Source organism: Marinomonas sp. A3A (assembly GCF_018336955.1).
GTDB lineage: Bacteria > Pseudomonadota > Gammaproteobacteria > Pseudomonadales > Marinomonadaceae > Marinomonas > Marinomonas lutimaris.
Map to the genome: position 1 here is coordinate 755,216 of NZ_CP025532.1, position 12,075 is coordinate 767,290.

The 12,075-nt window shown below is 43.2% G+C and carries 13 protein-coding genes; 2 read left to right on the forward strand and 11 right to left on the reverse strand.

Going from position 1 to position 12,075, the window contains the following annotated elements; all coding sequences use genetic code 11:
• Positions 1-321: 321 nt before the first annotated feature.
• On the reverse strand, positions 322-507 hold the full coding sequence (locus CYL31_RS03530; protein ID WP_212917602.1) for a hypothetical protein: 186 nt from the start codon (positions 505-507) through the stop codon (positions 322-324).
• A 106-nt stretch (positions 508-613) separates the two neighbouring features.
• Positions 614-1,504 (reverse strand): helix-turn-helix domain-containing protein, encoded by an 891-nt coding sequence (locus CYL31_RS03535; protein ID WP_212917603.1) that lies wholly within the window; start codon positions 1,502-1,504, stop codon positions 614-616.
• Positions 1,505-1,799: 295 nt separating this feature from the next.
• Between CYL31_RS03535 and pobA the strand changes: the two genes are divergently transcribed.
• Positions 1,800-3,002: a 4-hydroxybenzoate 3-monooxygenase gene (gene pobA / locus CYL31_RS03540; protein ID WP_212917604.1), complete on the forward strand. Its 1,203-nt coding sequence runs from the start codon at positions 1,800-1,802 to the stop codon at positions 3,000-3,002.
• A gap of 100 nt (positions 3,003-3,102) precedes the next feature.
• Here the strand turns inward: pobA and CYL31_RS03545 are convergent, their stop codons facing one another.
• The 9 genes from CYL31_RS03545 to CYL31_RS03585 form a co-directional block, all read right to left on the reverse strand.
• Positions 3,103-3,423, reverse strand: a complete 321-nt coding sequence (locus tag CYL31_RS03545) for a PBPRA1643 family SWIM/SEC-C metal-binding motif protein (protein WP_212917605.1) — start codon at positions 3,421-3,423, stop codon at positions 3,103-3,105.
• Positions 3,424-3,532: 109 nt separating this feature from the next.
• Positions 3,533-4,570, reverse strand: a complete 1,038-nt coding sequence (locus tag CYL31_RS03550) for an LPP20 family lipoprotein (protein ID WP_212917606.1) — start codon at positions 4,568-4,570, stop codon at positions 3,533-3,535.
• Between the two features lie 2 nt (positions 4,571-4,572).
• Positions 4,573-5,199: a penicillin-binding protein activator LpoB gene (locus CYL31_RS03555; RefSeq protein WP_212917607.1), complete on the reverse strand. Its 627-nt coding sequence runs from the start codon at positions 5,197-5,199 to the stop codon at positions 4,573-4,575.
• Positions 5,200-5,253: 54 nt separating this feature from the next.
• Entirely contained in the window at positions 5,254-6,921 is a 1,668-nt protein-coding gene (locus tag CYL31_RS03560; protein WP_212917608.1) for a COG3014 family protein, read from the reverse strand.
• A 231-nt stretch (positions 6,922-7,152) separates the two neighbouring features.
• Positions 7,153-7,632, reverse strand: a complete 480-nt coding sequence (secB, locus tag CYL31_RS03565; RefSeq protein WP_212917609.1) for a protein-export chaperone SecB — start codon at positions 7,630-7,632, stop codon at positions 7,153-7,155.
• 80 nt (positions 7,633-7,712) lie between these two features.
• On the reverse strand, positions 7,713-7,964 hold the full coding sequence (gene grxC / locus CYL31_RS03570) for a glutaredoxin 3 (protein WP_212917610.1): 252 nt from the start codon (positions 7,962-7,964) through the stop codon (positions 7,713-7,715).
• A 10-nt stretch (positions 7,965-7,974) separates the two neighbouring features.
• Positions 7,975-8,409 carry a rhodanese-like domain-containing protein gene (locus CYL31_RS03575; RefSeq protein ID WP_212917611.1) on the reverse strand — a complete coding sequence of 145 codons (435 nt, stop codon included), beginning with the start codon at positions 8,407-8,409 and terminating at the stop codon, positions 7,975-7,977.
• Positions 8,410-8,557: 148 nt separating this feature from the next.
• Positions 8,558-9,361 (reverse strand): DUF1338 domain-containing protein, encoded by an 804-nt coding sequence (locus CYL31_RS03580; protein WP_212917612.1) that lies wholly within the window; start codon positions 9,359-9,361, stop codon positions 8,558-8,560.
• A 96-nt stretch (positions 9,362-9,457) separates the two neighbouring features.
• Positions 9,458-10,327 carry a LysR family transcriptional regulator gene (locus tag CYL31_RS03585; protein ID WP_212917613.1) on the reverse strand — a complete coding sequence of 290 codons (870 nt, stop codon included), beginning with the start codon at positions 10,325-10,327 and terminating at the stop codon, positions 9,458-9,460.
• Positions 10,328-10,520: 193 nt separating this feature from the next.
• Here CYL31_RS03585 and amaB point away from each other — a divergent pair, with 193 nt between their 5' ends.
• Positions 10,521-12,065 carry an L-piperidine-6-carboxylate dehydrogenase gene (amaB, locus tag CYL31_RS03590; protein WP_212917614.1) on the forward strand — a complete coding sequence of 515 codons (1,545 nt, stop codon included), beginning with the start codon at positions 10,521-10,523 and terminating at the stop codon, positions 12,063-12,065.
• Positions 12,066-12,075: the final 10 nt, after the last annotated feature.

A 12,075-nucleotide genomic window follows, 5' to 3' on the forward strand; every position in this document is an offset into this window, starting at 1 on the left:
CTCTCAAATACGTCTAGATTAAAAAAGTGGCTAGAGCAATATTTTATGTCAAATTTGTGACACTTTGATGACTTGGGGTGAGATGAAAATGCTTTGCTAAGGGAAGAGTTATCTAGAGAAAAGTTGACATTATGATGCGACTTTGTGAAGAGAAGCCCGTTACCGGATCGATTTTTTATTCTTGCCTTTCGATCATCGGGAACATTGGGTTCTTCATCGTCATGCTTAATTTGCTTTTATAACGGCTGTCGATTTCTTAGTGACAACAACGGCAATAAATCAGTCAAATACAGGTGACGTAAAAGCTTTGTACTGAAAATGTTAGTGCTGAGGTTGAGCTGATTTCAATGGACGGTTCGCCGTCAATTTTGCAAAGAATGCTTTAGTACTAGCAACAGCTTTTTTAGTCAATTCTGCGTAGTATGCACGACGTAATTCGTATGCTTTTTCTACATAGTAATCAGCATCAAGGTTACCGAAAGCATCATATTTAAGATCGTTTTTCATAGTGATTCTCCTAAAAAGTTCAGTCATATTTGACCCTTGTTATTCTAGGTTCTGACCAATCATTCAGCAAACGATCAATTTTCAGCTAATAGGTTAGATAAATTCATCAAATGGATGGTTGATTACTCAGGACTCTAAACTTCCCCGGCGGTATGCCGGTAGATCGTTTGAAAAAGCGTGAAAAATACCCCGGATCTTTAAAGCCTAAGTCGTAGCTGATTTCCTCGACGGAGCGCACGGTATAGATAAGACTGCGCTTGGCTTCTAACAAAACTCGTTCATGAATTAAATCCAATATGCTTTGGTTAAACGTGGTTTTACTGAGCCGATTCAAACGGCTGGTGGATGTGCCTAATGCATCAGCGTATTGATGACTACTCCAATGTTCCCGGTAGTGTTTCTCTATTAATTCTTTAAGTTGGTGAGCGTGACTGTTTTCGGTTTTACTGGCGATATTCGTTTCACCATTGATGTGTTGGCGGTATAGCAGCAGCAAAATAGCTTTAATGAGGTATTCGCTCATTAAAGCTCGACCTTCGCGTATTAATGAAGACTCACTTTCAAGTTGTTGTATTAACGGCCAAAGCTCCGAAAACATACTGCGATGGCCATTAAAATCTATGTAACAAGCCTGACTTAGCAGCGGCTGGATAAACTTTGCTGCTTTTTCTTGATAGGCATCTTCAAGTAAGGGTTCGGCAATGCTTATTACTCGGCCATCGGTATCCGGAGCGAAGCGAAAACCATGCACTACACCAGCAGGAACAATGATCGCCCACGCGCCTTGTAGCTTTTGTTGTTGGTCGTCTAGCTGAACTTTGGCCTCACCAGATTTTAAAATTAGAATCTGAAAAAGTTGCGCATGACGATGCGGATTAATTTTCCAGCCCAAGCCGCCGCTGCGGGATTCTATGTCTTCAATATGGAAAAACTCTGGGTCATTGATCCAGCTAGATTCGCCATAAAGTCCAAAGTGAGGGATATTAGGTTTCTGCATGTCGCTCTTCTTATTTTTTATAAGTTACAAAATGTACTTTTTTAGTTGTTACTTTCTATAAAACTAGAATGTACAAGTAAACCTATTTTTATAGGTTTTTATAAGCGAAAAGAACCAAAAAGTCATTTTAAATCAAGTTTTAGTTGCCGACTTTAAAAATCAATTATGATCAAAAAGTACAATTTTTTGATCATAAATCACCTAACGCCTCGTTTGTTTATCTTCCATTATGTTGTCACTAGCACGTTGATCACTGAATCAGCATCGAAAAAATAACAATAAATTGGAGAGAAACATGAAAACACAAGTAGCGATTATTGGTGCAGGTCCATCGGGTCTATTACTGGGGCAACTGTTAGCAAAACAAGGCATCGACAATATCATCATTGAGCGAGTGTCTGGTGAGTACATTCTTGGTCGAATTCGCGCCGGTGTCCTTGAGCAAGGTATGACGGATTTGCTGCGTGAAGCCGGTGTTGGTGAGCGCATGGATCGTGAAGGCCAAGTGCATCACGGCGTTGAGTTAGCGTTTAACAACAAACGTGTGAAGATTGAATTAGAAAAGCTCACTGGCGGCAGTACGGTGATGGTGTATGGTCAAACAGAAGTGACATGTGATTTGATGGAAGCCCGCGTTGGTGCTGGTTTAACCACGTATTATGAATCCAGTAACGTGGTTCTGCATGATGTGAAAAGCGATACTCCTTATGTCACCTTTGAGCAGAATGGTGAACAGCACAGATTGGATTGCGACTACATCGCGGGTTGTGATGGCTTCCATGGCGTATCACGTCAAAGCATTCCAGAGTCGTCTCGTAAAGAGTTTGAGCGCGTTTATCCGTTCGGTTGGCTAGGTGTTTTGTCTGATACTCCGCCAGTTAACGACGAATTAATTTACTGTAAAACTGACCGTGGTTTTGCTATGACCAGCATGCGTTCTGCGACTCGCTCTCGTTATTACCTTCAGGTTCCTCTGACTGACAAGGTAGAAGACTGGAGCGATGATGATTTTTGGACAGAATTAAAACGCCGTCTGCCAGACGATGTCGCTGCGAAATTAGTGACTGGGCCAAGTATTGAAAAGAGTATTGCGCCGTTGCGTTCCTTTGTTTGTGAGCCGATGCAATACGGTAATTTATTTTTGGTTGGTGATGCGGCGCATATCGTGCCACCAACAGGCGCGAAAGGTTTAAATTTAGCGGCTTCTGATGTAGCTACCTTGTATAAGGTGCTGACGCGGGTCTACAAAGAAGGCGACAAAGACTGTATTGCTCAGTATTCAGATATTTGTTTGCGTCGTGTTTGGCACGGAGAACGTTTTTCATGGTGGATGACCAGCATGTTGCATGACTTTGGACAGGGTGATGTGCATGACACTGACGCTGCAACGCATGACAAATTCATGAGTTCTGAACTGAGTTTTTACACGGACAATGAAGAAGGGCGCCGTATTATTGCCATGCAATATGTCGGTTTGCCTTATGAAGATCTTGCTTAACGGATAACGGCTAGTTTGTGATGAAAAAATAGCGGTAATCTAATTAGATTACCGCTATTTTCGCTTGTTAGAACCTAGTGATGCTAATGAGCTTAGTATTTTAGCCGCAGCATTTTTTGTATTTTTTATTACTTCCACATGAACAAGGGTCGTTACGTTGCGGTGTTTTTTCAACAATTTGAGTAACAGGAATGTCCAGAGGCGTAATATCCTCAGGCATCTCACTGTTAATGCTAATGGTTCCGAATAAATCGTTAGCGATCAATATGGCGCTTATTTCACTCTCACGCTCTGGCGTTTGTACTTGCAAAATGAGTGGATTTTCTTCGCTTCCAGATTTCACTTTAGGCTTAGGCTGATAATTGCCTAGATTATGCTTACCCATGATATCGGGTCTACCACGATAAAAAAATTTTGACACTGGTGTTCCTAATGATATGTAAAACCTACTCACAGCGAGTGGCTCAATGTAGCGCAGTCTAACAGAATTTAGAGTGGTTAGCGCGTATCTTTAATGCTATTGAAAGGTCTTAATCTAAGCGTGTTAACCAAGTGAACATGGCTTCAATTGCTTGATTTGACCAGTTAATGGTCGCTTTTTCTTGGGCGCTTTGCAGGGTTTTTGCTATCCCTCTGGCGCTGACTGTCCAAGAGGCAAGGCGTGAACCTGTTGGATCGATGAGTTCCAGTGTACCGTCTTCAAATGCATAAAAGCGTCCATCTTGGGTTTCATGATGTTGCGCTGTTCGGCTATTAAGTTTGAACAGGGAGTCACTTTTAGGTGTCAGGCCAAAATGCGAAAGAGCACTGGCTAAGCTGTCCGCTTGCTTGGTTGAGGAAACATCAAAGCCATAGTTGCTAAGTGCTAGGTTAAGGCGCTGCTCTATGTCTTGAATGTCTGTATCCGCTTTGCCTGCTGCTGTGTGTGCGGTTGAATAAAGGCTGAGCTCATCTTCATAGGATTTGCGTTGAGCAAAATACGGGATGAGCTGCATGTAAGTTTGCCAATCTTGCGGTGCAGGATACTCAGTCTTACTCAATAAAGCGGCCCGTTTGCGGATCGCGTCGTCGGTGTCGTTAATGGCGATCTTTAGCTTCGCGACAATGCGGCTACGATCAATAGATTGCAGCGCATAAACGTAGTTCTTGTCAGCAAAACGCCGCTCATTGATGGCTTGTTCTAGTTCTATGGGTGACGTAGTCACTTGAGTATAGGCGGTTTGTGTCTTTGAAACTTGCTCTGTGCCTTGTCCTGATCGAACTTGGGTGTCTTGTGTATTTACCTGACTCACCTGAGTACGAAGTTGCTGCGCGATTTGAACATTGCCGTTTTGTTCGGCTTGAGTGAACGCCAAGGCAATGTTTTCAATGCGAGGTGCGCTACCAACACCATACAAATGTGTGCTGTCCTGCGGCGGAGAGGATACCCAGTCGGGCATCCCTTCCATTGATTGACCCACCGTCGATTGGCCAGACTTAGTATTAGAGCCAAAGCACCCAGTTAAGCTGAGCAATATAGCCGTTATCATTACCCAGTTGAGCGGTGTAGGCACAGCATAGAGTTTCATGGTTAGAAAAAGCCTTTGTCAGCCAATTTTTTGATTTTCTTCTGACCGTTCCAAACTTCACGGTTGGTCGTCATATCAATCAATTTAAGGTCGACTTGGTAGAAGCTCACGCGTTGGTCGCCATTGGAGTCAACGATTGAGTTAATAGTGCCAGATAGAGCGAAACCAGCGCCTTGCTCTAGACCAAATTTAGCAACCGTATCTGGTGCAGCATTAAGCTCTTGCTCTTCTCGTTCAGTACGGACGTCATCACGTTCTGCACCAGAAACAACAAAATCGACTTTACCGGCACGTAATAAGCTGCGTTTGATGTCGTTAATGAAGGTGTCAACAGGAATATGCTCAGATGTTTTGTTACGGATACTCTGTACGATAACAGTTGGATTACCTTTCTTGCTGAAGTTGTAATCACGGAACCATGGGAAGGTTAGCATGTCGCCCATCATTTCTTCAGCCACTAGGCGTGAGTCAGTGTCATTCCAACGGTCAGACAGCATAACGTCTTCATTCGTGTCTAGGCGCTTTACGCTGCCAGAACAAGCAGTTAATAACACAGCCATGGATAGAGCAATAATTCCCTTCCACGATACAGAGATCAAATTAGACTGTTTAAGTTTGCCGATGTGCATAATATTTTCCTTATGTCCGTTTTAGCTTGATGCTAAGCCGTTAGTGTAATCAATTTAATAGGGGTTGCGTAGATTCCAAAGTTTAATTTTATTGGCTTCTAAGTTGACCTTGCCGAGCGAGAAAGTTTTGTTATTCACCCTGTAATCTGGCGAGTATTCGCCAGGAGCTAATGGTTCACGGGTTAGTCTGACTTGTGCTGGTAGAGTCAGCCAGTTACGTGTATCTGCCGCGGATGAGGCAAAGACTGCGACTTGTCCAATTAGGTTTAACAGCAAAGAGACATTTTGATCCTGCACATTTGACGAAACCTGATACGACAACCAGCTGCGCAAAAGTTCTCTTACCAAGCCTTCATAAATGTCTCGTTGTGCTTGCGCCAGTTGTTCCTGAAAAGCGATATCAGCAAGAGATGTCATGCGTAAACTGTTATTAAAAGGAGTGATTGCCGGACTATTAATCAGCAATGTTGGCTGATGTTGATCTAATGTGAAGCGGCCATAATAAGGTACAGTAACGCGGATGCTTTGTTCAGTTAGCAATTTGTCGATTTTGACGTCGCTAAGTTGTTTCCAAGCTGCTTTACCAAGAATGACTCGTTTGGTGAAAATGCCTGAGAAGGTTCCCCATGCGCCACCTGCTTTATAATTGGCAATTAGGTTGAGTGGGTTGATATCAGCATAAGTCATGGTAAACCAACGAAATGCATCGTTTTCTTCTGCGTTGCCGCCGCCATGAAGAGGCTGTAATACCAAGGAATAAGCGCGAGGGTCTGCGTATAACAATACTGTCATTTCTTTTTTGTCAGGAATGAAGCCCTGATGTTCTAAAACGACTAATTCCGCATCGCCTTTGTGATATTGCTTGAGTGTTTCTTGCATAGCTGGAGACAGTTTTGCTTTGATCTTTTCTTCTATCTCGCTCTGGCTAAAACCGCCTTTTTGCATCATGCGAATAGCATCTAACCAAGCACGATCCGCCGTCGTACTCGATAAATCATATTGTTTGGCATAACCGTCTTCATACAAGTTGGCCGCTTTTTCATAGCTGATACGAGCATCATCTATTTCGCCATTCATCTCGTATTGCAGCCCTTCCATGTAGCGTGCCCATGCATCATCGCGATAGAGGAACTTGTCAGTATCTCGCCCACCGCTATAAAAATCGCCTAACCAGCTTAGTGCTTTCATATAAAAGGCTTGGTTTTCTTTGGCATTAAGATCTTGGTAACTAGGCGTTTGCGCTCGGATTTCATTGAGTTTGATGTCAATACGCCGCATTTCAACTAAAGCCGCATCGTTAAGCTCGCGCTTTTTAATAGTATTGTTTTCTTTTTCTGCGAGGGCGATGTAGTTCATTGATTTGAGATAGCTGATGTAAACGCGTTCTATGCCGTTACCGCGGTAGTCGCTTTGTCTTGGGTTGCTTAGCAATGCCCAAGAGCGATTAGAAAAGTTTTCGGGCAAGAAGGTATCGCTTAATCTTTCAGCTTGTTCTAGCAATTCGTTACTGCGCTCAAAATCACCTTGGTTCTGGGCGAGAGCGCCGATTTCCATATAATAAAGTAGTTTGTCTTGCGAGCTGTCCAAAACGTCTTCGAGTTTATCTTCGGCTTTTTTCCATTCGCCTTCTTTTGCTAAGCTTAAGCCTGCATCTATATCTTGTTTATAGGTTGCGCAGCCAGCTAACAAATAGATACTCATCAAAAGAAATGCCCACTTCACTTTACATTCCTTTTTCTAAAAACTGATTAGCAAAGAGTATCGCGAATAGAGCAAAACAGCCAAGATAGAGTATTAACCAGCGGGCTCTAAGGCAATTTGGACATGGTTTTTTTTTCTTTTTCATCACAGCTTCCAATACTAAAAGTTGAACGCTACCATTATGCAATAAAAAAGGAAGCGCGCAGCTTCCTTTTTTCGTTACTCTTCGTTGCTTTTATCATTCAACAATGATTACTGAGTCGTTTCAGCTTGTTGTTTTTGTAGGCTTTCAATATAAAGCGCATCAAAATTGATTGGAGCAAGCATAATCGCTGGGAAGCTGCCTTTTACTACAATCGCATCGATGTTTTCACGAGCGTAAGGGAAGATTGTTGCAGGGCAGAACGCACCCAAAGCATGGTGTAGTTGTTGGTCATCAAGACCAGAAATAACAAACAAACCGCCTTGTTGAACTTGAACTAAATAGCCTGTATTGCCATTGTTCTTAACCGTTACGGTTATTTCCAAAACAACTTCGTATACGTTTTCACCCACTTGGCGGCTCTTAGTATTTAGCTCTAAGCCAACTTCTGGTTTCCATTCTTCTTGGAAAATCATTGGTGAACGTGGCGATTCAAAAGAAATATCTTTCAAAAATACACGTTGCATGGAAAGTTGTGGTGTCTGCGCTTCTTGTGCTTGTGCTTCTGGTGTTTCAGCTGTATCGGACATCTTGGTTCCTTTTTTTAATAATTTATAAAAGTGATGAATGCATCGCTCATTTATGCCGTGCGGTTATTGGGTGCCGATCTTTATGCAAGTAAGGCATCCAATTTTTGTTCGCGTTCAAGGGCGTAAAGATCGTCGCATCCACCAACATGTTGTTCACCAATCCAAATTTGTGGAACGGTGTGGCGGCCACTTTTCTCCATCATTTCTTGTCGTAATTCACGTTCTCCGTCTACACGGATTTCATTAAAGGCAACATTTTTTGCCGTTAACAATTGTTTTGCTCTAACGCAAAACGGACAGTAATCGCTCGAATAGATAGTGACAGTAGCCATAATTTTTCTCTTATCCTTTAACCAGTGGCAGGTTAGATGATTGCCATTCTGCAATGCCACCTTGAAGTTTGTAAACTTTACCAAAGCCAGCTTTTTTAAGGTCTTTCGCGCTTGCGCCAGACGTTACACCAGATTTGCAAACTATGATAATTGGGGCGTCTTTGTGTTTCTCAAGGCGGTTCATGCTGTCTTTCATCTTAGTCGCAGGAATATTCAGCGCGCCTGTAATGTGGCCCGTGCTGAATTCTTTCTCTGGACGGATATCGACAACAACCGCATCTTCGCTGTTCATTAGGTTAGTCGCAGCTGAAGGTGTAAGCCCTTGTGCGCCGCCTTTGCTTTCAACGAAAAGTAGTGTGGCAAGAATCGCTAAAAATACAGCGACCATTTCCCAGTGGTTGATAGAAAATTCAATAAGTTGGTTCATCATAATCGTAAGGCCCATATTTAAACTGCCAGCATTATACACGGCCAGCCGAATCGGTACATACTACAAGCGCTAGGTGACAAATATATGATGCTCGGAAGACCAGATTAGTCCGAAAAAAAACGAGCCACTTGGGCTCGTTCTATTATTTCTATTTATTTACTCTTCATTTAGCGCTGGTTGAATCAAAGATCTTATCTGCGTTGCCTTCGATGAAACTATCGAACAGCACACCGTCTGGCATGGTGTGGCGACGAGCAAATTCATAAAAGCAGCTTGGAATGGTTTTTTGTTTACCATCGGCAAAGGTGAAGTCGACTTTGTCGGCCATAGTGGAAGACTGCTCCAAGAAAGACTCAGGCGAACCTTTTACTAAACCACCAACAAGGTTTAATGCGTAACCTTCGTTTTGCAGCATTGTGTTCACTTCTTCAATGGTTGGGAATTTCTTCAAGTGATTGATGCTGACCGTGAAGTGGTTAGCTTGTAGTCCCATAGTCGATAACCAAGCGGCATATTCGCTGTGCTCTGCTAAAGCAAGATATTCAGCTTCCGTTGGTGTTTCCCATAATTTACCTGCCCAAAAAATAGCTGGTGTTTGCACAGCATCAGCTGGAATTTGCGTAATGAACTTGCCGATGATGTCCTGGCAGTTCGCAGGCAGTTCTTCTACCAAAAGCTCAGACAAAAAGATCTTTGGTGAATCTACATCTGTTTGGTGTTTGTAGCAGCGAGCTTTAAGGTGTTTGCTTTCAAAACGGAATGCACCATAGGCTTTATAACCAATAGCTTCTAGTTGAGGTTCCAGTTTTTCTAACGAAATAGGCGAGTTATTAAAGGTACGAAAGGCCACATGATCATTAAGTACATTTTCGCCATGGCTCTTAAATAATTGTTGAATGCGCTGGGCCTGTGGTGTGATGACTGTGTAGTGATCCCACAAGGATGCGAAAAAATCATTTGGTGTCATAAGGTTTCCTGCAGTGTGTTAGGTCGATTGAGTTACTTTAGTGCAGTAATTAGTCGAAACGCAAAAGGTAAAAATGCACGTTGTGATGCATAAAAGTTATGCGAGTCTCATTTCTGGCGGATTCTTATTGACCAGCAATTGTTGCTTGGCAGTTAGAATGGTATTGATTAGATGAGCTGGAAAGCTACGTTCTTTCTTATGAGCCAAACCCACCACGCGTTTTAATTTCACATCGTTCAATGGCCGCAAACACAGGTCGTTTCGGCCTCGTGAGGAGTGTTCTGGAATAAGTGAAATCCCTAATCCAGCAGCAACCAAATCTAATGCGTACTCTTCAGTTTTTACTTGAGCGCGAACGTCTGTGGTGAGTTCTTGTTTTTGCATTAAGTAGTTCCAAGATTCCAAAATGTCGCATGGCGTTCGGGAAATAAAGGGTTGCTTGTCAATTTGTTTAATTGATAACGAAGGAAAATCTGCCAACCAATGATCTAATGGCATGGCGATCACATAGTCATCTTCCCAAAGGGGATAAAACACGTCTTCTTCACCGGTGTAACGATGACAAGTAAAACGCAAATCGGCACTTTCTGATTCATCGACGAGTTTTAAAGTAAGCCCATGAACTTCATCGAGCATGGTTTTGATCACTTGACTGATTAACGCGCCAGACAAAAAGGGCGTTAATGAGATAGATAGAGCAAGCGGTGCGGGTGTGTCGGTAAATAAGCTGCGCATCGCGCTAAGGTCACTGACCATTTTGCAAGCATGGGGATAAAGTTGTGAACCGCTATCAGTTGGTGATACGCCTTTTGAATGGCGAACAAAGAGTTTTGTGCCTAGGTCATCTTCTAATTGCGCGACTGTTGTCGATATGGAAGGTTGCGCCACAAAGCAACGTTTTGCAGCAGCGCTTAGACTGCGTTCTTCGTAAACGGCAATAAAGTAACGTAATGATCGGATGTCCATCTGTATGCTCTTTCTATAAGTCGGCTTTTGTGAAGATTGATTTTATGTTCCTTTCTAATATACCTATAGGTGGATTATCTAGCTATAGGTAAAAACTAGACCACTAGCAGGAAAACGGTATTTCTCATTCTAGTCTGAGCTAGTTATGGTGATGGAAGTTAAATTTATACATACATAAATCTTAGAGGTTCATATGTCACTTACTTGCTTAGAAACATTGGGTATAAATACCCTGAAACAAGGCGATACGTTTTACAGCGTATTAACAGGCAACACAGTTGCTTTGGGCGAAGGCAGTACGTTTTCAGCTCACAGCCCAATTGATGGTGCGACACTGTCTACGTTTAACAATGCGACACCTGCGCAGCTAGACAAAGTAAATGCCGAACTAAAAGATGCATTTAAAGTATTGCGTACTATTCCTGCGCCACGTCGCGGTGAATTGGTTCGTCGTATTGGTGATGAAGCGCGCAAGTACAAAAATGAGTTGGCGCAAGTGATTTCTTTGGAAGCCGGTAAAATTGTTCCTGAAGCTTTGGGTGAAGTACAAGAATGGATCGACGTATGTGATTTCGCGGTAGGTCAATCTCGTATGTTGCATGGTTTGTCTATCGTGTCTGAGCGTCCTGGACATCGTATGATGGAGCAATGGCATCCACTGGGTCCTGTTGCTGTCATTACAGCATTTAACTTTCCTATGGCGGTTTGGGCTTGGAATGCCATGCTGGGTCTTGTTTGTGGTGATCCAATCCTACTAAAACCTTCTGAAAAAGCGCCGTTGTGTGCCTTGGCTATGTACCAAATCGCACAAAACGTTATTGCCGATATGCCTGATATTCCTAAAGCAGCTGTGTCTGTAATGATTGGTGACCGCGATCTTGGTGAAGCGATTGCGGCAAGCGAGACTTTCCCACTTGTTTCTGCAACAGGTTCTACTGTAATGGGTCGTGCTGTTGCGAAAACAGTTGCAGGTCGTTTAGGTCGTTCTTTGTTAGAGCTTGGCGGTAATAACGCGATGATTGTCTCTGACACGGCGGATTTGGACCTTGCACTACGTGCCATTGTTTTCTCTGCGGCAGGTACGGCGGGTCAGCGTTGTACAACATTACGTCGTTTGATTACTCATGAATCTATTGTTGATGGTTTGGTTGAGCGTTTAGCGAAATCTTACGGTTCGCTTCGCGTTGGTAGCCCAATCGTTGAAGGTAATTTGGTTGGTCCACTAATCGACGAAGGCAGCTTCAACCGTATGCAAGCGGCTCTAGATACTGCGAAAAAACAAGGTGGCGAAATTATCTGCGGTGGCGAACGTGTCACTGAAGGCGTTCCAGCTGGTGGTTTCTACGTTCGTCCTGCGATTGTTCGTATTGCTCACGATGCGCCAATCGTTCATGAAGAAACTTTTGCGCCTATCATGTATGTTTTGACTTACAAAACGTTTGAAGAAGCGATTGAAATTCAAAACGAAGTGCCACAAGGTTTGTCTTCTGCTGTTTTCACAGAAAGCATGCGTGAAGCCGAGATGTTTATGTCTCCAGCAGGTTCTGACTGTGGTATTGCCAACGTTAATATTGGTACGTCTGGTGCTGAGATTGGCGGCGCGTTTGGTGGCGAGAAAGAAACGGGTGGCGGTCGTGAGTCTGGTTCTGATGCGTGGAGAAACTACATGCGTCGTACTACAAATACGGTGAACTACGGTGGTGATTTGCCGCTAGCACAAGGTATCGTATTTGAGTAACCGCACTCAA

Bases quoted from the DNA above. Each gene is read 5' to 3' on its own strand.
- CYL31_RS03530 (WP_212917602.1), bottom strand. From the start codon at position 507: ATGAAAAACGATCTTAAATATGATGCTTTCGGTAACCTTGATGCTGAT.
- CYL31_RS03535 (WP_212917603.1), bottom strand. From the start codon at position 1,504: ATGCAGAAACCTAATATCCCTCACTTTGGACTTTATGGCGAATCTAGC.
- pobA (WP_212917604.1), top strand. From the start codon at position 1,800: ATGAAAACACAAGTAGCGATTATTGGTGCAGGTCCATCGGGTCTATTA.
- CYL31_RS03550 (WP_212917606.1), bottom strand. From the start codon at position 4,570: ATGAAACTCTATGCTGTGCCTACACCGCTCAACTGGGTAATGATAACG.
- CYL31_RS03555 (WP_212917607.1), bottom strand. From the start codon at position 5,199: ATGCACATCGGCAAACTTAAACAGTCTAATTTGATCTCTGTATCGTGG.
- secB (WP_212917609.1), bottom strand. From the start codon at position 7,632: ATGTCCGATACAGCTGAAACACCAGAAGCACAAGCACAAGAAGCGCAG.
- grxC (WP_212917610.1), bottom strand. From the start codon at position 7,964: ATGGCTACTGTCACTATCTATTCGAGCGATTACTGTCCGTTTTGCGTT.
- CYL31_RS03575 (WP_212917611.1), bottom strand. From the start codon at position 8,409: ATGGGCCTTACGATTATGATGAACCAACTTATTGAATTTTCTATCAAC.
- CYL31_RS03580 (WP_212917612.1), bottom strand. From the start codon at position 9,361: ATGACACCAAATGATTTTTTCGCATCCTTGTGGGATCACTACACAGTC.
- CYL31_RS03585 (WP_212917613.1), bottom strand. From the start codon at position 10,327: ATGGACATCCGATCATTACGTTACTTTATTGCCGTTTACGAAGAACGC.
- amaB (WP_212917614.1), top strand. From the start codon at position 10,521: ATGTCACTTACTTGCTTAGAAACATTGGGTATAAATACCCTGAAACAA.